Annotated in this window: 23 protein-coding genes; 14 read left to right on the forward strand and 9 right to left on the reverse strand. The window is 67.6% G+C overall.

Features of this window, described 5'->3' with window-relative positions; all coding sequences use genetic code 11:
• Nucleotides 1–54: 54 nt before the first annotated feature.
• From ACZL02_RS20240 to thpR, 5 genes are all read right to left on the reverse strand, one after another.
• Nucleotides 55–528 (reverse strand): hypothetical protein, encoded by a 474-nt coding sequence (locus tag ACZL02_RS20240; protein ID WP_472940691.1) that lies wholly within the window; start codon nucleotides 526–528, stop codon nucleotides 55–57.
• A gap of 25 nt (nucleotides 529–553) precedes the next feature.
• Nucleotides 554–1,720, reverse strand: a complete 1,167-nt coding sequence (rlmN, locus tag ACZL02_RS20245) for a dual-specificity RNA methyltransferase RlmN (protein WP_472940805.1) — start codon at nucleotides 1,718–1,720, stop codon at nucleotides 554–556.
• A 258-nt stretch (nucleotides 1,721–1,978) separates the two neighbouring features.
• Entirely contained in the window at nucleotides 1,979–2,485 is a 507-nt protein-coding gene (locus tag ACZL02_RS20250) for an invasion associated locus B family protein (RefSeq protein WP_472935521.1), read from the reverse strand.
• A gap of 327 nt (nucleotides 2,486–2,812) precedes the next feature.
• Entirely contained in the window at nucleotides 2,813–3,196 is a 384-nt protein-coding gene (locus ACZL02_RS20255; RefSeq protein ID WP_472940692.1) for a YkvA family protein, read from the reverse strand.
• Nucleotides 3,197–3,324: 128 nt separating this feature from the next.
• On the reverse strand, nucleotides 3,325–3,918 hold the full coding sequence (gene thpR, locus ACZL02_RS20260; RefSeq protein ID WP_472940693.1) for an RNA 2',3'-cyclic phosphodiesterase: 594 nt from the start codon (nucleotides 3,916–3,918) through the stop codon (nucleotides 3,325–3,327).
• Nucleotides 3,919–4,108: 190 nt separating this feature from the next.
• On the opposite strand from thpR, the gene ACZL02_RS20265 reads away from it, so the two are divergent.
• Complete coding sequence (locus ACZL02_RS20265; RefSeq protein WP_472940694.1) at nucleotides 4,109–4,774, forward strand: GNAT family N-acetyltransferase; 666 nt, start codon at nucleotides 4,109–4,111, stop codon at nucleotides 4,772–4,774.
• Between the two features lie 33 nt (nucleotides 4,775–4,807).
• Here the strand turns inward: ACZL02_RS20265 and ACZL02_RS20270 are convergent, their stop codons facing one another.
• The gene (locus ACZL02_RS20270) at nucleotides 4,808–5,485 is read right to left on the reverse strand and encodes an arylesterase (protein ID WP_472940695.1); all 678 of its coding nucleotides are present in this window, start codon (nucleotides 5,483–5,485) and stop codon (nucleotides 4,808–4,810) included.
• Nucleotides 5,486–5,566: 81 nt separating this feature from the next.
• On the opposite strand from ACZL02_RS20270, the gene ACZL02_RS20275 reads away from it, so the two are divergent.
• From ACZL02_RS20275 to ACZL02_RS20295, 5 genes are all read left to right on the forward strand, one after another.
• Nucleotides 5,567–6,310, forward strand: a complete 744-nt coding sequence (locus ACZL02_RS20275; RefSeq protein ID WP_472940696.1) for an ABC transporter ATP-binding protein — start codon at nucleotides 5,567–5,569, stop codon at nucleotides 6,308–6,310.
• The gene (locus ACZL02_RS20280; protein WP_472940697.1) at nucleotides 6,307–8,898 is read left to right on the forward strand and encodes an ABC transporter permease; all 2,592 of its coding nucleotides are present in this window, start codon (nucleotides 6,307–6,309) and stop codon (nucleotides 8,896–8,898) included. Before ACZL02_RS20275 ends, ACZL02_RS20280 begins: the two co-directional genes overlap by 4 nt.
• A gap of 177 nt (nucleotides 8,899–9,075) precedes the next feature.
• The gene (locus ACZL02_RS20285) at nucleotides 9,076–10,998 is read left to right on the forward strand and encodes a methyl-accepting chemotaxis protein (RefSeq protein WP_472940698.1); all 1,923 of its coding nucleotides are present in this window, start codon (nucleotides 9,076–9,078) and stop codon (nucleotides 10,996–10,998) included.
• Between the two features lie 244 nt (nucleotides 10,999–11,242).
• Nucleotides 11,243–12,007 carry a Bax inhibitor-1/YccA family protein gene (locus ACZL02_RS20290; protein ID WP_472940699.1) on the forward strand — a complete coding sequence of 255 codons (765 nt, stop codon included), beginning with the start codon at nucleotides 11,243–11,245 and terminating at the stop codon, nucleotides 12,005–12,007.
• Nucleotides 12,008–12,114: 107 nt separating this feature from the next.
• Nucleotides 12,115–12,687, forward strand: a complete 573-nt coding sequence (locus ACZL02_RS20295) for a GNAT family N-acetyltransferase (RefSeq protein WP_472940700.1) — start codon at nucleotides 12,115–12,117, stop codon at nucleotides 12,685–12,687.
• A gap of 76 nt (nucleotides 12,688–12,763) precedes the next feature.
• Here ACZL02_RS20295 and ACZL02_RS20300 read toward each other — a convergent pair whose 3' ends face one another.
• The 3 genes from ACZL02_RS20300 to acnA form a co-directional block, all read right to left on the reverse strand.
• The gene (locus ACZL02_RS20300) at nucleotides 12,764–13,087 is read right to left on the reverse strand and encodes a DUF2794 domain-containing protein (protein ID WP_472935606.1); all 324 of its coding nucleotides are present in this window, start codon (nucleotides 13,085–13,087) and stop codon (nucleotides 12,764–12,766) included.
• A gap of 315 nt (nucleotides 13,088–13,402) precedes the next feature.
• A complete protein-coding gene (locus tag ACZL02_RS20305) occupies nucleotides 13,403–14,167 on the reverse strand; it encodes a DUF1223 domain-containing protein (RefSeq protein WP_472940701.1) in 765 nt (254 codons plus the stop codon).
• A 344-nt stretch (nucleotides 14,168–14,511) separates the two neighbouring features.
• Entirely contained in the window at nucleotides 14,512–17,262 is a 2,751-nt protein-coding gene (gene acnA / locus ACZL02_RS20310; protein ID WP_472940702.1) for an aconitate hydratase AcnA, read from the reverse strand.
• Between the two features lie 426 nt (nucleotides 17,263–17,688).
• Here acnA and ccmA point away from each other — a divergent pair, with 426 nt between their 5' ends.
• The 8 genes from ccmA to ACZL02_RS20350 all read left to right on the forward strand — a co-directional run bounded on the left by ccmA (nucleotide 17,689) and on the right by ACZL02_RS20350 (nucleotide 21,889).
• Nucleotides 17,689–18,366, forward strand: coding sequence for a heme ABC exporter ATP-binding protein CcmA (gene ccmA, locus ACZL02_RS20315; protein WP_472940703.1), 678 nt, complete (start codon nucleotides 17,689–17,691; stop codon nucleotides 18,364–18,366).
• The gene (gene ccmB / locus ACZL02_RS20320) at nucleotides 18,363–19,022 is read left to right on the forward strand and encodes a heme exporter protein CcmB (RefSeq protein ID WP_472940704.1); all 660 of its coding nucleotides are present in this window, start codon (nucleotides 18,363–18,365) and stop codon (nucleotides 19,020–19,022) included. Before ccmA ends, ccmB begins: the two co-directional genes overlap by 4 nt.
• Before the next feature lie 70 nt (nucleotides 19,023–19,092).
• The gene (locus ACZL02_RS20325; RefSeq protein ID WP_472935535.1) at nucleotides 19,093–19,848 is read left to right on the forward strand and encodes a heme ABC transporter permease; all 756 of its coding nucleotides are present in this window, start codon (nucleotides 19,093–19,095) and stop codon (nucleotides 19,846–19,848) included.
• 14 nt (nucleotides 19,849–19,862) lie between these two features.
• Nucleotides 19,863–20,093: a heme exporter protein CcmD gene (gene ccmD / locus ACZL02_RS20330; protein WP_472940705.1), complete on the forward strand. Its 231-nt coding sequence runs from the start codon at nucleotides 19,863–19,865 to the stop codon at nucleotides 20,091–20,093.
• Nucleotides 20,090–20,704 (forward strand): DsbE family thiol:disulfide interchange protein, encoded by a 615-nt coding sequence (locus ACZL02_RS20335; protein WP_472940706.1) that lies wholly within the window; start codon nucleotides 20,090–20,092, stop codon nucleotides 20,702–20,704. The genes ccmD and ACZL02_RS20335 overlap by 4 nt, the downstream gene beginning before the upstream one ends.
• 66 nt (nucleotides 20,705–20,770) lie before the next feature.
• Nucleotides 20,771–21,031: a type II toxin-antitoxin system ParD family antitoxin gene (locus ACZL02_RS20340; protein ID WP_472940707.1), complete on the forward strand. Its 261-nt coding sequence runs from the start codon at nucleotides 20,771–20,773 to the stop codon at nucleotides 21,029–21,031.
• Nucleotides 21,028–21,321: a type II toxin-antitoxin system RelE/ParE family toxin gene (locus ACZL02_RS20345; protein ID WP_472940708.1), complete on the forward strand. Its 294-nt coding sequence runs from the start codon at nucleotides 21,028–21,030 to the stop codon at nucleotides 21,319–21,321. Before ACZL02_RS20340 ends, ACZL02_RS20345 begins: the two co-directional genes overlap by 4 nt.
• 4 nt (nucleotides 21,322–21,325) lie before the next feature.
• Nucleotides 21,326–21,889 (forward strand): NUDIX hydrolase, encoded by a 564-nt coding sequence (locus ACZL02_RS20350; protein ID WP_472940709.1) that lies wholly within the window; start codon nucleotides 21,326–21,328, stop codon nucleotides 21,887–21,889.
• Nucleotides 21,890–21,911: the final 22 nt, after the last annotated feature.

Below are 21,911 nucleotides of genomic sequence, written 5' to 3' on the forward strand. Positions count from 1 at the left end.
GAATGTCCTCTTGGGTTGGGAAGATCGATCTTAGCACGGCGGCCCACGCTGCCGTCAGGGCGTCGGGGCGGTATCCACCACTTGCGGTGCCGCCGGCGGCAAGACGGCAAGCCGCCGCGGCGTGCGCCAGCGGCCTGCGCCGCGCCCGGCGACGATCCAGTAGACCATGGCGAAAGCGAGACCCGCGACGATCATCGCGGTCTGGACGCTCGCATGCGGCATCGCTTCGCCATAGGCCGAGCGCATGATGGCGAAGCCGCCGATGATGCCGGCGGCCATGTGCAGGATCAGCGAGCGCCAGCCGAGGCTCTCGGTGACCACCATGAACAGGCCCCAGGGGATCAGCACCGCGGCGCCGACCTGGGCGGACTGCGCGAGGAAGCCGAAAACCGCCTGCACCCAGAACAGCGGATCACCGTCCGCCCCGGTCAGGTCGACGAAAGGCCACAGCAGCGCGAAGCCGGCGGTGAGGCACGCGAAGATGAAGGCGACCGGAATGACGAACAGGAAACGCAGTACCGCGGTCACGTCCGGCGGTCCCCCAAGGCTGACGTCACTGGCCGGCTGCCAGCCGTTCGGTCTTGCGCATGCGCTCGCTCTCCGACTTCAGCTGGCCGCAGGCGGCAAAGATGTCGCGGCCGCGCGGCGTGCGGATCGGCGAGGCGTAGCCGGCCTGGTTCACGACGTCGGCAAAGCGCTCGATCTGGTCCCAGTCCGAGCACTCGTAGTCGGTTCCCGGCCAGGGATTGAACGGGATCAGGTTGATCTTGGCGGGGATGCCGGAGAGCAGCCGCACCAGCTCGCGGGCGTCGCCGAGGCTGTCGTTGACGCCCTTCAGCATGACGTACTCGAACGTGATGCGGCGGGCATTGGAGACGCCGGGATAGGTCCGGCAGGCCTCCAGCAGCTCGGCCAGCGGGTACTTCTTGTTGATCGGCACCAGCACGTCGCGCAGTTCGTCGCGCACGGCATGCAGCGAGATGGCGAGGCCAACGCCCATTTCCTCGCCGGTGCGCGCGATCATCGGCACGACGCCGGAGGTCGACAGCGTGATCCGGCGCTTCGAGAGAGCCAGACCCTCGCCGTCGGAGACGACGGCCAGCGCCTGGCGGACATGGTCGAAATTATACAGCGGCTCGCCCATGCCCATCATCACCACGTTGGAGACCAGGCGGCCCTCGGAGGGCAGGATGCCGCCTTCCGGCGTGTCGGCATCGGGAAAGTCGCCGAGCCGGTCGCGGGCGACCATGATCTGGCCGACGATCTCGTCCGGCGTCAGGTTGCGCACCAGGCGCTGGGTGCCGGTGTGGCAGAAGGTGCAGGTGAGGGTGCAGCCGACCTGGGAGGAGACGCAGAGCGTGCCGCGGCCTTCCTCGGGGATGTAGACGGTCTCGATCTCGACAGGCCGGCCGGCGCCCTTGGCGGCAAAGCGGAACAGCCATTTGCGCGTGCCATCGACCGAGATCTGCTCGTCGACGATCTCCGGCCGCGCGATGTCTGCGGTCTCCGAAAGCTTCTGGCGAAGGTCACGGGAAATATTGGCCATCTGGCCGAAGTCGGAGACGCCGCGCACGTAGAGCCAGTGCCAGAGCTGCGCGGTGCGCATGCGCACCTGCTTGTCCGGCACGCCGGCGCTGCGGAGCGCCTCGCCCAACTGCTCGCGGCTCATGCCGATGAGATGCGGCTTCGCCTCGGTGGTCACCGCCTGCGGCCGCACCATGGCGACGGGCACGAGCGCTTCGCCGTGCACAGGCGGCGTCGGTGCGAGATCGAGCAGTACGGCCATGGGGGCGCCTTCGTTCCCAGGACCACAGGCGGTCGCGGGCGTCATGATGTCAGGATCCCCTTCAAATGACGCCTTTGCGGCTTTTTCGCAAGGGCGCGGCGGCCTCACGCGGTTTTGCGCGGGGAAAGCTGCCCTGAAACGGCGAAAGCCGGACCCGAGGGCCCGGCTTTCGCGAGATCATTCGTTTCCTGCCTACTTGCAGGTGCCGATCGACTGGAGCGCGGCGGTGACGCCCGACAGCGAGTAGGTGTAGTGCGTGGCGGTCCCGCGCTGCGACTTCGCATCGACCTTCATGTTCGTGCCCTTGCGGAGCGAGGCGACGAGCTGCGGCTCTTCGGCGGCGTTCTCCATCCAGGCGGATTCGCCGCGGGTGAACAGCGTGTACTTCCGGCCGTCGATGTCGACGACGACCTTCGAGCCGTCCTGCATCTTGTAGCCCATCACCACCTGCGGCTCGTAGGAGACGCCCTGGCCCGGCTTCTGGGAAATCAGGAAGAAGATGTCGCCGTGGTCGACGCTCGCCGGTTCCATCGCCGTCGGCGTGGACAGGATGTAGCAGACCTTGCCGCCCGAGGCGGTATAGGAGTAGCTCCCCCAGGCGTTGAACTGCTTGATCCGGGTCGGTGTCTGCGCCGTAGCGGCAGCGCTCGACAAGACCAGGATGGCTGCCGCCGTGGTCAGGACATTCTTCAAAGACATGGCTCCCCGCTCGTCTGGTGATTGGCCATAGGCTGTGCTGCCCGGCCAGTTTCTGGACGCGACTTACGTTCAGTTTGCCTTAAAAGGTCTTGATGTCGGGTAAACGAACCGAGACTGGCGGCAAACGTGGATGAGGTTCTGATCGGCCGGGGCGCCCGCTTCGCAAACCTCCGGCTTTCCGATCCCGTCGCGCGCCATCACGAGTGAGCCAAGAATGTTGGCGACAATTTGGCGATGTCCGCTTAGCGCGCGCTGGTTGTCCTCCGCTCGTCTTCTGCATGCGGGACAGCACGGGCGTCCACCCCTTCCGGGCACACGAAGGCTTGATCAGCCTTCCTTCATCTCGCCGAGGGTTTCGGCGGCCCGGAGATAGTGTTCCGGCTTGATGTTGTGGCGGACCGCGCCGAAAGCCGCCCAGAGAACGGCGATGTCGTCGGTGAAGCCGAGGCCGAGGAGGAAGTCGGGAATAATGTCGATCGGGAGGACGAAATAGGCGAGGGCAGCGAGAAGGATGCCCTTGCTCGACGACGGCGTCTCGGGATCGATGGCGCAGTAATAGGAGGCGACGACGTCGTCCATGAACGGCACGTGCCGCGCGGCGCGTCGGAGCGTTTTGAAGAACGACCGGCGCACCTTCGTTTCCTGCTCGGCCTGTTTCTCGACCGTCGCCGGCAACAGGATTTCATCGATCTGGGTTTTCGCGATGGTCATGCGTCTCTCGTCTCTCCGCTTCCTCTCACCTTCAGATGGCGCGGAGAGATGACGGCTCAAGAGTTAGGGTGTTGCCGATGCACGGGTTTTGGCGAGGCGGCATGTCCTTCGCTCCGGCGAGACCTTCGTCAACGGCATTCGGCGAGCCCGCGCATCCGGCTGTCCTCATCCTGCCGGTGGGCGGCGGGTGCAACCAGCGGGAAGCTCTCCTCGCGCACATAGGGCCCGCCGCCGACCGAGTCGCGCGAGGACAGGAGCACGAAGCGGCTGACCGGAAAAAGCGGAGTGCCGAAAGGGCCGCGGCAGGCGAGATAATGCGCGACGTCGTCGATCTTCGGCTGGCGCAGCCGGGCCAGCGTCACATGCGGCACGAAGCGGCGCGGGTCGGCCGGCATGCCGAGGCGGCGGCAGACGCGGTCGATGTCGGCCTGCAGCGCCTCCAGCGGCGGCGAGACCTTGACGCCGGCGTAGAGCGAATGCGGCTTCTTGGAGCCGAAGGCGCCGACGCCATCGAGCGCCAGCTGGAACGGCGCGCGCTCGATGCGATCGAGCGCGGCCACCATCTCGTCGGCGAACCGGGCGTCGACGTCGCCGATGAAGCGCAAGGTGATGTGGTAGTTCTCGACGTCGATCCAGCGGGCCGACGGCATGCCACCGCGCAGGAGCGACAGGGCCAAGGCCGCATCGCGCGGGATCTCGATGGCGGTGAACAGACGCGGCATGAGAACTTCTCCGCAAATCAGTTGGCCTTCGCGGCGAGCCTTTCACCTTGAACCGGGCGATTCAAGCGCTCCCGCGCCACAAGGGCTCCCGCGATGGCTTGCCGTGGGTGCAATGCACAATTACTTTCGCCCCAGATTGGCCCGTTTGCCTTGATGCCGGCAGGCCGCCTTGCGGGAGGAGCGACAGACCATGGATGTCCAGATGCCCGCCGCTCCGCCATCCTCCGCCGACGACCTTGCCCCGGCCGTGCCGCCAATGCAGCGTGCCGCGGCGCCGAGCTTTGCCATCCGCCGGATGCACCCGCCCGAACACGCGGTGATCGCCGACCACCTGAAGCGTCTCGACCCGGAAACACGCCGGCTGCGCTTCGGCAATCCGGTGAACGACGCGTTCCTCGAGCGCTACGCCGCGCTGGCGCTCAGCGAGGACGCCGTGGTGTCCGGCTGCTTCATTCGCGGGACGATGCGGGGCGTCGCCGAACTGCGCTTCCTCGACGACGGGCGCCGGGAGGCCGAGGGCGCGTTCAGCCTCGAGCCGGATTTCCAGGGCTTTGGCCTTGGCGCCGCTCTGTTCGGCCGCACCATCGCGCTCGCCCGCAACCGCGGCGTCCGCCGTCTCTATCTGACCTGTCTCAGCGAAAACCGGCGCATGCAGCGCATCGCCCGCCGCCACGGCGCCGAACTGTCCTTCGTCGAGGGCGACGTCATGGCCGACATCCGCCGGCCGTATGCCGATGCCGGGAGCCTCGCCGAAGAAGGACGGGGCGATGAATTCGTCGTCGCACGGCTGGAATGGCGGCAGCGTTTTGGCGCCCTCGGCGTGTCCGTCCGGCGGCTCGCGCGCGGCGGCGTCTGAGCACCGGTGGGCCTCGGGCTTCCTCGGTCGGGGTTAGTTTGCCGGCTTCGCCAGCGCATCGAGCTCCTTGATGACCGCGGGCAGGATCCTCTCGACGATGACCGCGACGCCCTTCGGATTGGGATGCATGCCGTCGGCTTGCGTCAGCGCCGCCTCGCCCGCCGACCCGTCGAGGAAGAAGGGATAGAGGGAGACGCCGTAGGCCGTCGCCAGCCGGGCATAGATCGGGTTGAAGGCGGCGGCGTAGTCCGGCCCCATGTTCGGCGGGGCGATCATGCCGGCGAGCAGCACGGGGATCCGGCGCTCCTTCAGCCGCTTCAGCATGGCGTCGAGATTGCGCTCGGATATCGCCGGCGCGATGCCGCGCAACGCGTCGTTCGCGCCAAGCTCGAGGATCACCAGATCCGCGGTATCCGGTACCGACCAGTCGAGCCGGGCGAGGCCCCCGGTGGTGGTATCGCCGGAGACGCCGGCATTGGCGACGGTGACGGCATAGCCCTTGGCGACCAGCGCCGCCTGCAGCTGCTCTGGGAAGGACTCGCCCGGCCCGACGCCGAAGCCCGCCGAGAGGCTGTCGCCGAGGGCGACGATCTCGGTCGCCGCCTTCGGCGCGGTCTGCGCTGCGGCAACCGCTGGGCTCAACGCCAATGACAATGACAATGACAATGACAATGCCGTCAGGATCAGGGCGAGCGGTTGGAAGCGTGGCATGGCGGTCCCATATTGCGAGACGTTCGGCCCCGGTGCCGCGGCCTCTCGACGTCCTCTCCAGAGATATAGGAACAGATCCGCGTGACAGAACCGGCGATCCGATTACAGAACGTTCATCTGACGCTGGGCACCGGCCGCACCTCGGTGCACGTCCTGAAGGGCATCGATCTGACGGTCGAGCGGGGCGAATCCGTCGGCATCGTCGGCCCCTCCGGCTCCGGCAAGTCGACGCTGCTGATGGTGCTGGCGGGCCTCGAGCGAGCCGATAGCGGCCTCGTCGAGATCGCCGGGCAGGCGCTGGGCACCCTCTCCGAGGACCAGCTCGCGACTTTCCGCGGGCGCAACATCGGCATTGTCTTCCAGTCCTTCCACCTCATTCCGAACATGACGGCGCTCGAAAACGTCGCCGTGCCGCTGGAGCTCGCCGGCCATCCCGACGCCTTCGAGCGGGCGGCGCGCGAGCTTGCCAATGTCGGGCTGAAGGACCGCGTCACGCATTATCCGGGCGAACTGTCCGGCGGCGAGCAGCAGCGCGTGGCGATGGCGCGTGCCTTGGCGCCGGAGCCGGCGATCCTCATCGCCGACGAGCCCACCGGCAATCTCGACGAGACGACCGGTGTCGCGATTGCAGACCTGCTGTTCGCCGAGCAGGCGCGGCGGCAGATGACGCTGGTGCTCGTCACGCACGACAAGCGTCTTGCCGCCCGCTGCGGGCGGGAGGTGGCGGTGCGCAGCGGCAACATCGAGGCGCCGGGCGCATCGGACATCCCGGCTGGAAATTCTGCCGCGCCATCGCACGGCTCCGCCGGGGTGCCGCTGCGATGACGGCGGTCGATGCGGCCGCGGAACCGGCGGCGGCCCGCAGCGTCGCGCCGGGCGCCCGACGCGCCCGGCTGAAGCTCGCCTGGCGTTTTGCGCTGCGCGAGATGCGCGGCGGGCTGTCCGGCTTCTATATCTTCCTCGGCTGCATCACCCTCGGCGTCGCCTCGATCGCCGCGGTGAACTCGGTGTCGTCGATGATGACGTCCGGCATCGAGCGCGAGGGCCGCGCCATCCTCGGCGGCGACATGCGCTTCACCTTCGTCCAGCGCGAGCCCAGCGGCGACGAGCGCGGCTTCATCGACGGCCTTGGCGCGGTGTCGAAGGCGACCTCGATGCGCTCGATGGCACGGCTTGCCGACGGCAGCGACCAGTCGCTGGTCGAGGTCAAGGCGGTCGACGCCGCCTATCCGCTCTACGGCACGCTGGAGACCGTCCCCGCCGCGCCGCTCGCGGAGTTGCTCGCGCCGCGCGACGGCCGCCTCGGCGCGCTGGCCGCGCCCGAGCTTCTGGAGCGGTTGAAGATCCAGCCCGGCGCTGTCCTGAAGCTCGGCACCGCCGAGGTCGAGATCCGCGGCACCATCGCCCGCGAACCGGACCTTCTGTCCGACGGCTTCAACTTCGCGCCGCGGCTGATGCTGTCGGAGGCAGGCCTTGCCGCGACCGGCCTGATCCAGCCCGGCAGCCTGATCGAGAACGCCTACAAGGTGAAGCTTGCGAGCGGGAACGCCAAGACGACCACGGCCACGGCGAACGATCGGTTTCCCTCGGCCGGCTGGAGCATCCGCACCGCCGACCGCGCCGCGCCCTCGCTCCAGCGCAACATCGAGCGGTTCTCGCAGTTCTTGACGCTGGTCGGGCTGACGGCGCTGATCGTCGGCGGCGTCGGCGTCGCCAATGCGGTGAACGCCTACCTCGACTCCAAGCGGGCGGTGATCGCCACCTTCAAGAGCCTCGGCGCCGGCGGCAGCTTCGTCGTCACCATCTACCTCATCCAGATCATGCTGCTCGCCCTCGTCGGCGTCGTCTGCGGCATGGTGCTCGGCGCCATCGCGCCCTTCGTCACCGCGCGTTTCCTCGAAAGCGTGCTGCCGGTGGCCGCCAACGCCTCGGTTTATCCCGGCGCGCTGGCGCTGGCGGCGGTGTTCGGCCTCCTCACCGCGCTGGCCTTCGCGCTGCTGCCGCTCGGCCGCACCCGCGACGTTCCGGCGACGGCGCTGTTCCGCGACGCCACCGCCGTCTCCGGCGTGCGCATGCGCTGGGCCTATCTCGGCGGCGCGATCGGCCTTGCCGTCGTCATCGCCGCGCTGGCGCTGACGATGGCGAGCGACCGCAAGGTGGCGGCGATCTTCCTCATTGCCACGGCCGTCGCCTTCCTCATCCTGCGCGGCGTTGCCTGGGCGATCCAGGCGCTCGCCCGCCGGGCACCGCGGGTGCGCTCGACGCCGCTGCGTCTCGCCATCGGCAACATCCACCGCCCGGGCGCGCTGACGCCCTCGGTGGTGCTGTCGCTCGGCCTCGGGCTGACGCTCCTCGTGACGCTCGCGATCATCGACACCGGCCTGCGCCGGGAGATCTCGACGGGTCTTGCCGACCGTGCGCCGAACTTCTTCTTCGTCGACATCCAGAACGCCGAGATTGCGCCGTTCCGGGCCGAGATCGAGACGCTGGCGCCCGGCGCCAAGCTCGACGCCGCGCCGATGCTGCGCGGCCGGATCACCCGCATTAACGGCCAAGACGTCGCCAAGATGGAGATCCCGGCCGAGGGCGGCTGGGTGCTGCGCGGCGACCGCGGCGTGACCTACGCCGCGACCAAGCCGGAGAACTCCAACCTCACCGCCGGCGAATGGTGGCCGGCGGACTACAGTGGCGTGCCGCTGGTCTCGTTCTCGGCCGAGGAGGCGCGCGAGCTCGGGCTGAAGATCGGCGAGGAGATGACGGTCAACGTGCTCGGCCGCGACGTCACCGTGAAGATCGCGAACTTCCGCACCGTCGAGTGGGAATCGCTGTCGATCAACTTCGTCATGGTGTTCTCGCCCAACACCTTCGCCGGAGCGCCGCATGCCTGGCTGGCGACGCTGTCGATCCCCGGCGCGACGCCGGCGACGGAGGCCGCGGTGATGAACGGCATCACCAATGCCTATCCGGCGGTGACCACCGTCCGGGTGAAGGAGGCGCTGGACACCATCAACGGGCTGATCGCCCAGCTGGCGCTGGCCATTCGGGCGGCCGCGGCCGTTGCGCTGGTCGCCTCGGTGCTGGTGCTGTCGGGGGCGCTCGCCGCCGGCAACCGCAACCGCATCCACGACGCGGTGGTCCTGAAGATGCTGGGAGCGACGCGCCGGGTGCTGATCGGAGCCTTCACCACCGAATATCTGCTGCTCGGCCTTGCCACCGCGGCCTTTGCTATTGGCGCCGGCGCTTTGGCGGCCTGGTTCGTGGTGTCCTCGATCATGAAGCTGCCGTTCACCCTCGACTGGACGGTGGCGCTGACGACGCTCGTTGCGTCGCTGGTCCTGACCGTCGGTTTTGGTCTTGCCGGGACGTGGCGGGTGCTGGGGCAGAAAGCCGCGCCGGTACTTCGGACTCTCTGACGTCAGGAAGCTTGCCGAAGTAGAGGATGAGGGTGACGCTGGGATACAAGTTCGTATCCCTTGCAATCCGATTTAAGGGAATTTTTAGCCGGCTACTCTAACCTTGTCGCTTAAAGAGGCAGGGGTGCGGTCGAAACAAGACCTTCTTCCCCTGATGCCTGGGAGGTCGAGGTTTTGATGCGGTTTGCCAATTTGTCCATCGCCAAGAAGATCGGCGTCGCCTTCGCCGTGATGATCCTCGGTTCGGCGACAATCGGCGCCGCGATGCGCTCAAGCATGCAAAGTATTGAGGCCGCCCGCACGCGCGCTGAATTCGACAACGGCGTCATAGCGACGACGCTCGAGGCGCGGGGCGCCCTGACGCGTCAGGAGAACTCGCTGCGCGGCTTTCTCGTTACCCGCGATACCTATTATGCCGACCGGCTGAAGAAGCACCGGGCGACGTTCGAGAAATACCTCTCCGACATGAGCGCATCGCCCGGCATCACGCCGGAGCTCACCGCCACGATCACCAAGATCAACGCCGACCTCGCCGCCTGGCACAGCAACATCGCCGAGCCGGCGATCGCCCTGGCCGCCAAGCCGGCGACCTATCCGCAGGCGGTGGCGCTGCTCGGCTCGGACGCGGCGTCGAGCTACATCGATCCGGTCGAGGAGGCGCTCGACGGCCTGAAGGAACAGAAGCGCGCGTCGATTGCAGAAGAGACGGCCGCGCAGCTTGCCGCCTTCTCGACGGCGCAGACCACGCTGTTCGCCGGCATGGGCCTGCTGATCGCGGCGGCGATCGCTCTCGCCGTGATGCTGTCGCGCGGTATCGGCCGCCCGGTCATCGCCATGCGCGATGCCATGCAGCGGCTGGCCGACGGCGACAGCAGCATCGACGTGCCCGCGCTCGGCCGCAAGGACGAGGTGGGCCAGATGGCCGGCGCCTTCGACAAGCTGAAGCAGGTGTCGGTCGAGCACGAGCGGCTGGGCGCCGCGGCGGAACAGGCCCGCCAGTTGGACGAGCAGCGGGCGCTGCAGTCCGCCGACGAGTCGGATCAGTACGTCCAGGCGCATGCCTTCTTCATGAGCGAGGTGCAGACCGGCTTCGAGCGTCTCGCCGCTGGCGACCTGCTGGCGCGGCTGAATTCGCCGTTCTCGCCCGACTACGAGGGCATCCGCGTGCTGTTCAACGACAGTGTCGCCTCGCTGGAGCAGGCGATGGGCGCCGTGGTGCAGTCGATCGAGGCGATCCGGACCGGCCTTGGCGAGATCACCGTCGCCTCGAACGATCTCTCCCAGCGCACCGAGCAGCAGGCCGCCAGCCTCGAGGAGACCGTGGCGGCACTCACCGAGGTGACGCGCGGCGTGAACGAGACGGCGGAGGGCGCCGCCAAAGCACAGGTCGGCGCCGCCGATGCGCAGCAGAATGCCGAAAAGGGTGGCAGCATCGTCGGGCAGGCGGTGGCGGCCATGCAGCAAATCTCCGACTCCTCCGACAAGATCGGCAAGATCATCGGCGTCATCGACGAGATCGCCTTCCAGACCAATCTCCTGGCGCTGAACGCCGGCGTAGAGGCGGCGCGGGCCGGCGAGGCGGGCAGGGGCTTTGCGGTCGTCGCACAGGAAGTGCGCGGCCTCGCCCAGCGCTCTGCCGAGGCCGCCAAAGAGATCAAGAACCTCATCTCGACGTCGAGCCGGCAGGTGGGCGACGGCGTCGAGCTGGTCACGGCCTCCGGCCATTCGCTCGAGGAAATCGTCACCCAGGTGGCCGCCATGTCGAGCGTCGTCGGCCAGATCGCCAGCAGCGCCCGCCAGCAGGCGACCAGCCTGCGCGAGGTCTCGGTGGCGGCGGACCAGATGGACAAGGTCACGCAGCAGAACGCCGCCATGGTCGAGCAGACTACCGCGGCTGCCCAGAGCCTGTCGCACGAGACCGAGGATCTCGCGGCGCTGATCGGCCGCTTCAAGCTCTCGGTGGCCTCGGCAAAGTCGAAGGCGCCGCCTGCGAGGACGGTCCGCACCGCAAGGCCGAGCGCCGCCGTCGTGCAGCTCCGCCAAACCGCCCCGCAACGCGCCGAGCCGCAGTCATCCGCCGACAACTGGGAAGAGTTCTGACCGGCCGGTCGCCGGCCTTAACCTCCGCTTTCACCCGCGGCTCTGCGCCAGACGGCGGCTAACAGAGATTTAACCCGTCCCCGCCGGTTTAGCGGGCCTCGCCGCCGGGGCTGGCCTTGTGCGGGCGGGGCCGAGGCCGCATATTGTTGGAAGGCAAGCTGGGCGGTCCCGCCAGCGGCGCCTCGGCATCCCTTCGCCCGGGCCGGGCCGACACCCGACGGGACACGCAGAAAAGGAGTTTTCCATGGCTGACAAGTGGAACCAGGGCGCCCGTAGCGTCCCCACCGCCGGTTCGAGGGTCGATGTCACCATCGACCAGGGCCTGCGGACCTACATGCTGAAGGTCTACAACCTGATGGCGCTGGGTCTCGCCATCACCGGTGTCGCAGCTTACGCGATGTTTTCGCTCTCGGTGGTGACCAATGGTGCCGGCGACATCACCGCGCTGACGCCGCTCGGCCAGGCCGTGTTCGGCTCGCCGCTGAAGTGGGTACTGATGTTCGCGCCGCTTGGCCTGGTGATGTTCCTGTCCTTCCGGGTCGACAAGATGAGCGTCGGTGCGGCGCAGATGACGTTCTGGGCCTATGCCGGTCTCGTCGGCCTTTCGCTGGCGACGATCTTCATGGTCTACACGCAGGAGTCCATCGTCCAGGTGTTCTTCGTCACCGCCGCCTCCTTCGGCGCGCTGTCGCTGTTCGGCTACACGACCAAGCGCGACATCTCGGCCTGGGGCTCGTTCCTGTTCATGGGCGTGATCGGCATCCTGATCGCCTCGGTGGTGAACATCTTCCTGGCGTCGAGCGCGCTGTCCTTCGCCATCTCGGCGATCGGCGTCCTGGTCTTCGCCGGCCTTACCGCCTACGACACGCAGCAGATCAAGGAAATGTACTACGAGGGCGACGGCACCGCCGTGATGGGCCGCAAGGCGATCATGGGCGCGCTGCGCCTCTACCTCGACTTCCTCAACATGTTCATGTTCCTGCTGCAGCTGTTCGGCGACCGTCGCTAGGCTGCATCCGGACGGACACCAGAAAGGGCGGCCCTCGGGTCGCCCTTTTCTTTTGGCCGGGTTCTTGCCAAATGACCGCCTGACAGATGCCAGATCGAGGATCGCCGATGAGTGCCCATGCCCTGCGGGAGGCTGTTCGAGCCGATGTTCCACGCCTGACGGAGATCTACGCGCACGCGGTGCTGAACGGCACGGCGTCCTATGAGCTGGATCCGCCGACCGAGGCCGAGATGATGGCGCGCTTCGACGGGCTGAAAGCGCAAGGCTACCCGTATCTCGTCGCCGCCAACGGCGCAGGCCGGGTGGTCGGCTACGCCTATGCCGGTCCGTTCCGGACGCGGCCGGCCTACCGCTGGTCGGTCGAGGACGCGATCTACATCGCCCCCGAGGTGCACGGCCACGGCGTCGGTCGCTCGCTGCTGCTGCGGCTGATCGAGGAATGCACCGCCAAGGATTTTCGCCAGATGGTCGCGGTGATCGGCGGTTCGGACCATGTGGCCTCGATCCGGCTGCACGAGCGCGCGGGCTTCCGCACCATCGGCATCTTCCAGGCGTCGGGCTTCAAGTTCGGCAAGTGGATCGACACGGTGCTGATGCAGTTGCAACTCGGCGAGGGTGCAAGGAGCCTTCCCGACGAGGCGACCTATCCCGGCAGCCTCTACACCCAGGCCGGCAGCTGACGGCAGCTGAAGGCGACCAAGGCGACTGACGGCGGCGGGCGGCCTGTCGTTCCGGGATGACCCGGCGGCCTGCGCCTCAAACGAGCTTCAGCGCCTTGTCGAAGACCTTCAGCACGGTTCCGAGCTCGTGGCCGCGCTTCATCACGAGACCGCCGGCGGCGACCACGCTGAACGCACCCTGGCGGCGGGCGAGTTTCGGGTTCTTCTCGATCCGGAACAGCGGCATCTCGCTGGTGCGGCGGAAGATCGAGAACACCGCGCGGTCCTTCAGCATGTCGATGGCATAGTCGCGCCACTCGCCGGCGGCGACCATGCGGCCGTAGACGTTGAGGATCTCGGAGAGCTCGCGGCGGTCGAAGGATACGATCGGGGCGGGGCTACGGGCGGCGTTGAAGTCGATGAGCGTCGCGGTGCTCTCGCTGTTCGAAGCGGCGTCAGCCAAATCAGATCCCTTTCCGATGATCGACCTTGCCGGGCCGACCAGGATGCCGGAGCATCCCCTTTCAGTCCCCGGATGGTGGCATGAAACATCGAACCCGGCAAAAGATTTTCAAGCCCGAGACGCGCTGCGTGCGTCGGGGCAAGGTGCAGGCTGGTGGTCGATACGGCTTCGGCAGTGCCGGGGAAGAGCGATAGATGCCGCGCATGCTGCCGGTTCGGAGCGGCCTCAAAAGGATAGAAAGCCGGTCCAGCATCCACTCGGATGCACGGCGCTCTAGAACTCCAGCGCTGCTGCGGCGAGGATCGGCCCGGGGCCGCCCTTGTCGCCGAGCGCCTGCAGCACCGCGGCATAGCCGTTTTCGCCGTTCTCCGGCTTCAGCGTGGAGACGGGGATGTCCACGGCCAGCGGCTTGCCGTCGAGCATGCCGAGAATGCGCCAATCCCGCACCGCATGCGAGTTGACGAGGGTCATGCCCTTGTTCTCGCCGGTGTCCACCACCGTTCTCGTCTCCCGGTTATAGGTGATCAGCATCAAGACCGGGGTCTTGCCGCCGGGAACGGTGAGGGGGCCGTCCGCCGTGATGTGCAGCCGGTCGCCCTGCAGCACCAGCGAGACCGCGGCCTTGCCGTCGGTCAGCGCCGTCTCGCTCACCGCCTTGTCGATGTCGGCGGCACGCGAGCCGACGACATCGCGGCGACCGTTGACGATGGCCTGGGGCGTATAGATCGTGCCGGCGTTGAAGGCCTTCGCATAGGCGCGCTGCCGCTCGGTATTGGTGCGCGACCCATGCAGATCGGTCCAGCCCATATAGTCCCAGTAGTCGACATGGTAGGCGAGGGCGATGATGCCGGGATCGGCCGCGAGCTTGCTGAGGATCGCCTCGGCCGGCGGGCAGGATGCGCAGCCCTGGCTGGTGAAGAGCTCGACCACGCCCCGCACGGTGCGGCTGTCGGCGGACGTGTCCTGTCCGTTCGCCGGAGCGGCGGCCAGCATGCCGAAGCCGATCAGGGCGGCAAAGGCGATGGCCCGGCCGGTCAAGTGGTTCTATCTTTTCGCGACAAGACGCTCGTCTGCTCCGCTTGGCCGATGGTCCGACGGGGTGTCCGTCGCGCTGGCGATGATCCGCCGCGATCAGGCGCGGGAAACAGCTCGCGCCGTCTGCATGTTCGGCTGCACCCTAGGGTGGCCACGCCCGATCCACCAGTCAATTGGCGGTGAAAGATTGGATCCCTGGCTAACCCAACACGTGATTTGCCGCGTGAGACAGCGTGGAATGCTTCCGGGAATGCCAGCGGGGAGAGACCGCCGGCGCCCCGTACGCAAAACGCCGCCGGATCTCTCCGGCGGCGTCGTTGTTCAGGCCATCAGGCCTTCGCGGAGGCTCAGGCCGCGAGGCGGCGCAGGACGTACTGCAGGATGCCGCCATTGTTGAAGTATTCGAGCTCGTCCAGCGTATCGATGCGGCAGAGCAGCTTCACCGTCTCCTTGGTGCCGTCGGCGCGGGTGATGACGGCCTCCATCATCTGGCGCGGCTTGACCGTGGTCAGGCCCTCGATGGTGATCTTCTCGTTGCCGGTCAGCCCCAGCGTCTGCCAGGAGGTGCCTTCCTCGAAGACGAAGGGCGCGATGCCCATGCCGACGAGGTTCGAGCGGTGGATGCGCTCGAACGACTGAGCGATCACGGCGCGGACGCCGAGGAGGTTGGTGCCCTTGGCCGCCCAGTCGCGCGACGAGCCGGTACCGTATTCCTTGCCGGCGAAGACGATCAGCGGAACGCCCTCTTCCTTGTACTTCATGGCGGCGTCGTACATCGCCATGACCTCGCCCGAGGGCTCGTGCTTGGTCATGCCGCCCTCGATGCCCGGCACCATCTGGTTCTTGATGCGGATGTTGGCGAAGGTGCCGCGCATCATCACCTGGTGGTTGCCGCGGCGGGCGCCGTAGGAGTTGAAGTCGACCGGGCGGACCTGGTGGCTGACGAGGTAGTCGCCGGCCGGGCCGTTCGCCTTGATCGAGCCGGCCGGGGAAATGTGGTCGGTGGTGATCGAGTCGAGGAAGAGCGACAGGATGCGGGCATCGTGGATGTCGGTGACCGGCACCGGCTCCATGGTCATCCCCTCGAAGTAGGGAGGGTTCTGGACATAGGTCGAGCGGTCGTCCCAGTCGTAGGTCAGGCCGCCGGACACCTCGATCTTCTGCCAGTGCTCGTCGCCCTTGAAGACGTCGGCATAGCGGGACTCGAAGAGATCACGGGTGACGGTCGCGCGGACGATCTCGACGATCTCCTGCGTCGTCGGCCAGATGTCCTTCAGGAAGACGTCCTTGCCGTTCTGGTCCTGGCCGAGCGCTTCCGTCGTGATGTCGACGAAGAGCGAGCCGGCGATGGCGTAGGCGACGACCAGCGGCGGCGAGGCGAGCCAGTTGGCACGCACGTCCGGATTGACGCGGCCCTCGAAGTTGCGGTTGCCCGACAGCACCGAGCAGGCGACGAGGTCGTTCTGCGTGATCGCCTCGGAGATCGGCTCGGCCAGCGGGCCGGAATTGCCGATGCAGGTGGTGCAGCCATAGCCCACGAGGTTGAAGCCCATGGCATCGAGGTCGGCCTGCAGGCCGGCCTTTTCGAGATATTCGGTGACGATCTGCGAGCCGGGCGCCAGCGATGTCTTCACCCACGGCTTCACCTTGAGGCCCAGCGCGTGCGCCTTGCGGGCCACAAGGCCTGCGGCGACGAGAACGTTGGGGTTGGAGGTGTTGGTGCAGGAGGTGATCGCGGCGATCACCACGTCGCCGTCGGCGATTCCGTGCTCGGCACCCTCGACCGCGTAGCGGGTGGCGGCTGGGCTGTCGAAGGCGCCGGTCGCGCCTTCGGAGACGAAGCGGGCCTCGTCTGCGGAGACGGCCTTCTTCTTTCCCTGCAGCTCCGGCAACGCGTTCCGGAAGGCCACGGCGGCTTCGGTCAGCGGGACGCGGTCCTGCGGGCGCTTCGGCCCGGCGAGCGAGGGGACGACGGTGGAGAGGTCGAGCGAGATGAAGTCGGTGAAGACCGGGTCGGCGCTCGTCTCGTCGCGGTACATGCCCTGGGCACGCGAATAGGCTTCGACCAGCGCGACGCGGTGCTTGTCGCGGCCGGTGGCCTCGAGATAGCCGATGGTGTCCTTGTCGACCGGGAAGAAGCCGCAGGTCGCGCCGTATTCCGGCGCCATGTTGGCGATGGTCGCCTGGTCCTCGAGGGTGAGGTTCGAGAGGCCCGGGCCGAAGAACTCGACGAACTTGCCGACGACGCCCTTCTTGCGCAGCATCTGCGTGACGGTGAGCACGAGGTCGGTCGCGGTGGTGCCTTCCGGCAGCTTGCCCTCGACGCGGAAGCCGATCACTTCGGGGATCAGCATGGAGACCGGCTGGCCGAGCATCGCGGCTTCCGCCTCGATGCCGCCGACGCCCCAGCCGAGGACCGACAGGCCGTTGACCATGGTGGTGTGGGAATCGGTGCCGACCAGCGTGTCGGGATAGGCGATGGTCTCGCCGTCCTCTTCCTTGATCCACACGGTCTGCGCGAGATATTCGAGGTTCACCTGATGGCAGATGCCGGTGCCGGGCGGCACCACGCGGAAGTTCTGGAAGGCTTCCGAACCCCAGCGCAGGAAGGTGTAGCGCTCGCCGTTGCGGTCGTACTCGACGTCGACGTTCTTCTTGAAGGAGTCCGCCTGGCCGAAGAAGTCGACCATCACGGAGTGGTCGATCACGAGATCGACGGGCACCAGCGGGTTGATCTTCTTCGGGTCGGCGCCGAGCTGGCGGGTGGCGTCGCGCATGGCCGCGAGATCGACCACGGCGGGTACGCCGGTGAAGTCCTGCATCAGCACGCGGGCGGGACGGTAGGCGATCTCGTGCCCGGCCGAACCACGGTCGTCGACCCAGTTGGCGCAGGCGCGGATGTCATCGGCCTTGACGGTGCGGCCGTCTTCGTTGCGCAGGAGGTTCTCGAGGATGACCTTCATCGAGAACGGCAGGCGAGAAGCGCCGGTGAGGCCGTTGCGCTCGGCTTCCTGCAGGTCGAAGTAGATGTAGGGCTTGCCGTCGACGAGGAGCGTCTTGCGGCATTTGAAGCTGTCTGGGTGCGACACGGGCGTCATTCCTTCCCGAACTGGATGATTGTCCGAAAGGCGAACGCCTGCTCGCGCCAAAGATGCGCCTGAAGGTGCGGGTACGACCATTTCCGCATGTCCGCCCCGAAACCCACCGGTGCCAGATGGGGATTCTCTCTTCGGCGCTAACGTTCCACCCCGGTCGCTGGTGTGGTTGCGGCCCTTATAGGCAAGTTTGTAACGGCTATAAAGGGCGTTGCACCGCGGAATGGGCGATTATCCGCAAGGCCCGGCCGGTGGCGAAAGCCCCGCGCCATGCTGGACGGCCCGGCGCGATTGCGGCAAAGCATCGGGCATGATCGCTGGCCGCTTCCCTTCGATGTCGCACGACCCCCGCTGTTTTGCGGTTGCCCGCGCCGGGGGATGCGGCCGGCAGAACCGCTGCGCCGCTCGGCCGGCCGGGGGCAGGGTTTCGTGAGGCTCGTCGCCACAACCCTTTCGGCCGCGCGCGGCGGCACGGTGATCGTCGGGCCGCTCGATTTTACCCTCGCGGCCGGAGAGGCGCTGCTGGTGACCGGGGCGAACGGGGCCGGCAAGTCGACCCTCCTGCGCACGCTCGCCGGCCTGCTGCCGCTCGCCGGCGGCACGCTGGCGGTCGAGGGGATGGCGACCGGCGACGGGGAGACGGCCCGGCGAACCGGCGAGGTCGCGCATTTCCTCGGCCACCGCAATGCGATGAAGCCGGCGCTCTCGGTCGGCGCCAACCTCCTCTTCTGGCAGCGTTTCCTCGGCGGCCCGGCGCTGTCGATCCCGGCAGCGCTCGCCGCGGTCGGCTTGCCCGACGTCTCGGGCCTCCCTTTCGGCTATCTTTCCGCCGGCCAGCAGCGACGGGCCTCGCTCGCGCGGCTTTTGGCGGTCCGCCGGCCGCTGTGGATCCTCGACGAGCCGACGGCGGCGCTCGATGCGGGCTCTCAACAACTGTTCGCAGAACTCCTCGCCGCCCATGTCGCCGGCGGCGGCATGGCGATCGCCGCGACGCACCAGCCGCTCGGCGGCGGCATGCGGGAGCTGCACCTTTCGCCGAAAATTCCGCTGCCCGCCGGTGCCGCCCTCAGCCCGGCGGACCTTGCCGCCGCCGAGGGCTGGCTGTGATCGCCGTCTTCCGCCACGATCTGCGGCTTGCCTTTGCCGGCGGCGGCGGCGCGACGACGGGCGTCATCTTCTTTCTCGCGGTCATCGCCACGGTGCCTTTCGGCATCGGGCCCGACTTGAACCTGCTCGCGCGGATCGGCCCGGCGATCCTCTGGATCGGCGCGCTGCTCTCGGCGCTCTTGACGCTCGACCGGCTGTTCCAGGCCGACCGCGAGGACGGCACGCTCGATCTCCTCGTCATGGGCGACACGCCGCTGCCGCTGGTGGTTCTCGCCAAGTGCCTGGCCCACTGGGCGGCGAGCGGCTTGCCGCTGGTGCTGGCGACGCCGGTGCTCGGCCTGTTCCTGGCGCAGGAGCCTTTGGCGATGGGTGCGGTGATGCTGACCCTCCTCGTCGGCACCCCGGCGATCACGCTGATCGGCGCCGTCGGCGCGGCGGTCGCCGTCGCCTTGCCGCGCGGCGGCCTGCTGGTCTCGGTGCTGGTGCTGCCGCTGGCGATCCCGGTGCTGATCTTCGGCGTGTCGGCGAGCTATGCCGCCGTCAACGAGCCCGATCCCTTCCTGCCGCCGTTGATGATCCTCGGCGCCCTGACGCTGTTCTTCGCGGTGCTCGGCCCGATCGCCGCGGCCGCGGCCCTGAAGCACGGGGGCGACTGACCCTGAAAAGCTGGCGCCATCACCCAAATGTCTATTTGCGCGGCATTTCTACTGCTTCTAATGTAGCGACATGACCGACCTTTCCGCGACCCCCGGCCGCTTCGCCCTCCTCGCCAATCCGACGCGCTTCCTCGCTTTATCCGGGGCGGTGCAGCCTTGGCTCTATGGCCTGACGGTGGCGGCGCTCGCGGCTGGCCTCTATCTCGGCCTCACCGCGCCCGACGACTACCAGCAAGGCGCGACGGTGAAGATCATGTTCATCCACGTGCCCTTCGCCTGGCTCTCGATGATGGCGTGGACGGTGATGTCGGTCTCGGCGCTCGGCACGTTGGTCTGGCGCCATCCGCTGGCCGACGTCGCGGTGAAGGCCGCGGCGCCGATCGGGGCCGTGTTCACCGCGCTGGCGCTGATCACCGGCTCGATCTGGGGCCGTCCGATGTGGGGCACCTGGTGGGTCTGGGATGCGCGCCTCACCTCGGTCTTCATCCTGTTCCTGATGTATCTCGGCCTGATCGCGCTGACCCGGGCGCTCGACGATCCCGGTCGCTCGGCGCGCGCGGCGGCGATCCTGGTGCTGGTCGGCTTCGTCAATATCCCGATCATCAAGTTCTCGGTCGACTGGTGGAACACCCTGCACCAGCCGGCGAGCGTCATGCGTGCGGGCGGACCGTCGATGCCGGCGGTCTTCCTCTGGCCGCTGCTGGTCTCCGCCATCGGCTTCACGCTGCTGTTCTTCGCGCTCCACCTCACGGCGATGCGCACGGAAATCCTGCGCCGCCGTGTCCGCGCGCTGACGAAACTGTCGCTGCGCGCCGCCGACGCCTGAACGGATCCGATCCCATGCAGAACGACTATTTCGGCTTCATCGCCTCGGCCTACGGCATATCCGCCCTGGCGCTGATCGGCCTCGCGGCCTGGGTGTTCCTCGACGCCCGCGCCCGCCGCGCGGAGATCGCGGCGCTGGAGGCTAGCGGTCTGCGCCGTCGCTCGTCGCGGGGCCAGTCGCCCGGACCCTCGCGGGGCCAGTCGCCCGGACCCTCGCGGGGCCAGTCGAGGGGTCCCTCGGCATGAGCGGCGACGCGCTGCCGGACCGCCGCCGGCGTCCATCGCTCCTCGTCCTCCTGCCTTTCCTGCTTTTCGCGGGCCTTGCCGGCCTTTTCCTGTTCCAGCTGGTTTCCGGCCATGATCCGCAGGAGATTCCCTCGGCGCTGATCGGGTCACCCGCGCCGCCGACCGACCTGCCACCGCTCGCCGGCATGACGCTCGCCGACGGTGCGCCGGTGCCCGGCCTCAACATTGCGAACAGCGATGGGCGGCCGATGCTCGTCAACATCTTCGCCTCCTGGTGCGGGCCGTGCCGGCAGGAGCACCCGGTGCTGATGGAGCTCGCCAAGGACAAGCGCTTCCGGCTGGTCGGCATCAACTACAAGGACCAGCCCGACAATGCCCGCCGCTTCCTCGGCGGCCTCGGCAATCCCTATGCCGCCATCGGCACCGACGTCTCCGGCCGCACCGGCATCGACTGGGGCGTCTACGGCGTACCCGAAACATTCCTCGTCTCGGCAGAGGGCAAGATCCTCTGGAAACAGACGGGTCCGTTCAGCCCGGAGGACGTGTCGGGAAAGCTGTACCCGGCGTTGGAGAAGGCGCTGACAGCGGGGGGTAAGGGTGCGGCCGGCTGAGCATTTTGCAGCGGCCGATTCCGTGACTTCGTGATAGAATTGTCGGTAGAGTTGATGAGGTGAAGGATGTCGAAGCCAGCATTTCACCCTCTTGGCGAGCCCTTCGACAGTTTCGTCGATGGTGAAGTCGCCGCGGGGCATTTCCAGTCCCCTGAAGATGTCGTTCGGGCAGGGCTCGATCTGCTCGGCGAGCAGGCCCGCCGGCGCGAACGCCTAAGGGCGGCATTGCAGGCAGGCCTCGACAGCGGCGAGGCCCGAGATTTCGATTTCGCCGACCTTTTCGACGGGGACTTCGACGAAGTGACAGGTGAACGACGGACGCCATGAGGCGCGTCGCCTTCTCGCCCCTCGCCATATCGAATCTCCATGATATTTCGCACTACGGACAGCGCGAATTTGGCGAAGCGACAGCCCGAGCATACGCCGCCGAGATCAGGTCCACCTGCCTGAAACTCGCCGATGGTCGCCTTACGGGTCGTCGCTCGGACGACCCCATCCCCGGCTTGTGGAAACAGCGCGTCGGCTCGCATTTGATTTTTTATCATTTCTGGACGTCGGATGTGATCGAGATTGTCCGTGTCCTACATGGCAGGATGAACATCGAGGACCATCTGTAGCCGCATGCTCGATCCCGCCTTCACCACCCGCACCCCCGACGGCGACGGCCAGCCGCGGAAGATCTGCGATCACTGCGGCTTCACCGCTTACGAGAACCCGAAGATCGTCGTCGGCTCGGTCGTCCGGCATGAGGGCAAGATCCTCCTCTGCCGACGGGCGATCGCGCCGCGGCAGGGGTATTGGACGATCCCGGCCGGCTACATGGAGCTGAACGAGACGCCGGAGGACGGCGCGCGCCGCGAGGCTTTCGAGGAGGCGACTGCCGAGCTAAGGATCGAACGCCTGCTCGCGGTATATTCGGTGCCGCGGATCAGCCAGGTGCAGCTGATTTTCCGCGCCACCCTGGAGACACCCGGGATCGCCGCTGGCGTCGAAAGCCTCGAGGTGGCGCTGTTCGAGCCGGACGACATCCCGTGGGACGAACTCGCCTTCCCCTCGGTGCACTGGGCGCTGCGCCACGATATCGCGGCGGAGGAAGGGGCGTCGCCGGTGCCTTTCGGCAATCCCGACGACGCCACCGGAGACCGCATGCCGGACGGCAGGCTGCTGCCGACCGGCGAGTTCTAGGACACCCTTCCGGCACCCTGCA

The organism is Mesocryomonas fontinalis, from assembly GCF_055730125.2.

What these genes read in the sequence shown, in the direction of transcription:
- rlmN (WP_472940805.1), bottom strand. Translation starts at nt 1,720, where the DNA reads ATGGTGCGGCCGCAGGCGGTGACCACCGAGGCGAAGCCGCATCTCATC.
- ACZL02_RS20250 (WP_472935521.1), bottom strand. Translation starts at nt 2,485, where the DNA reads ATGTCTTTGAAGAATGTCCTGACCACGGCGGCAGCCATCCTGGTCTTG.
- ACZL02_RS20255 (WP_472940692.1), bottom strand. Translation starts at nt 3,196, where the DNA reads ATGACCATCGCGAAAACCCAGATCGATGAAATCCTGTTGCCGGCGACG.
- thpR (WP_472940693.1), bottom strand. Translation starts at nt 3,918, where the DNA reads ATGCCGCGTCTGTTCACCGCCATCGAGATCCCGCGCGATGCGGCCTTG.
- ACZL02_RS20265 (WP_472940694.1), top strand. Translation starts at nt 4,109, where the DNA reads ATGGATGTCCAGATGCCCGCCGCTCCGCCATCCTCCGCCGACGACCTT.
- ACZL02_RS20270 (WP_472940695.1), bottom strand. Translation starts at nt 5,485, where the DNA reads ATGCCACGCTTCCAACCGCTCGCCCTGATCCTGACGGCATTGTCATTG.
- ACZL02_RS20280 (WP_472940697.1), top strand. Translation starts at nt 6,307, where the DNA reads ATGACGGCGGTCGATGCGGCCGCGGAACCGGCGGCGGCCCGCAGCGTC.
- ACZL02_RS20285 (WP_472940698.1), top strand. Translation starts at nt 9,076, where the DNA reads ATGCGGTTTGCCAATTTGTCCATCGCCAAGAAGATCGGCGTCGCCTTC.
- ACZL02_RS20290 (WP_472940699.1), top strand. Translation starts at nt 11,243, where the DNA reads ATGGCTGACAAGTGGAACCAGGGCGCCCGTAGCGTCCCCACCGCCGGT.
- ACZL02_RS20295 (WP_472940700.1), top strand. Translation starts at nt 12,115, where the DNA reads ATGAGTGCCCATGCCCTGCGGGAGGCTGTTCGAGCCGATGTTCCACGC.
- acnA (WP_472940702.1), bottom strand. Translation starts at nt 17,262, where the DNA reads ATGACGCCCGTGTCGCACCCAGACAGCTTCAAATGCCGCAAGACGCTC.
- ACZL02_RS20325 (WP_472935535.1), top strand. Translation starts at nt 19,093, where the DNA reads ATGACCGACCTTTCCGCGACCCCCGGCCGCTTCGCCCTCCTCGCCAAT.
- ccmD (WP_472940705.1), top strand. Translation starts at nt 19,863, where the DNA reads ATGCAGAACGACTATTTCGGCTTCATCGCCTCGGCCTACGGCATATCC.
- ACZL02_RS20335 (WP_472940706.1), top strand. Translation starts at nt 20,090, where the DNA reads ATGAGCGGCGACGCGCTGCCGGACCGCCGCCGGCGTCCATCGCTCCTC.
- ACZL02_RS20340 (WP_472940707.1), top strand. Translation starts at nt 20,771, where the DNA reads ATGTCGAAGCCAGCATTTCACCCTCTTGGCGAGCCCTTCGACAGTTTC.
- ACZL02_RS20345 (WP_472940708.1), top strand. Translation starts at nt 21,028, where the DNA reads ATGAGGCGCGTCGCCTTCTCGCCCCTCGCCATATCGAATCTCCATGAT.
- ACZL02_RS20350 (WP_472940709.1), top strand. Translation starts at nt 21,326, where the DNA reads ATGCTCGATCCCGCCTTCACCACCCGCACCCCCGACGGCGACGGCCAG.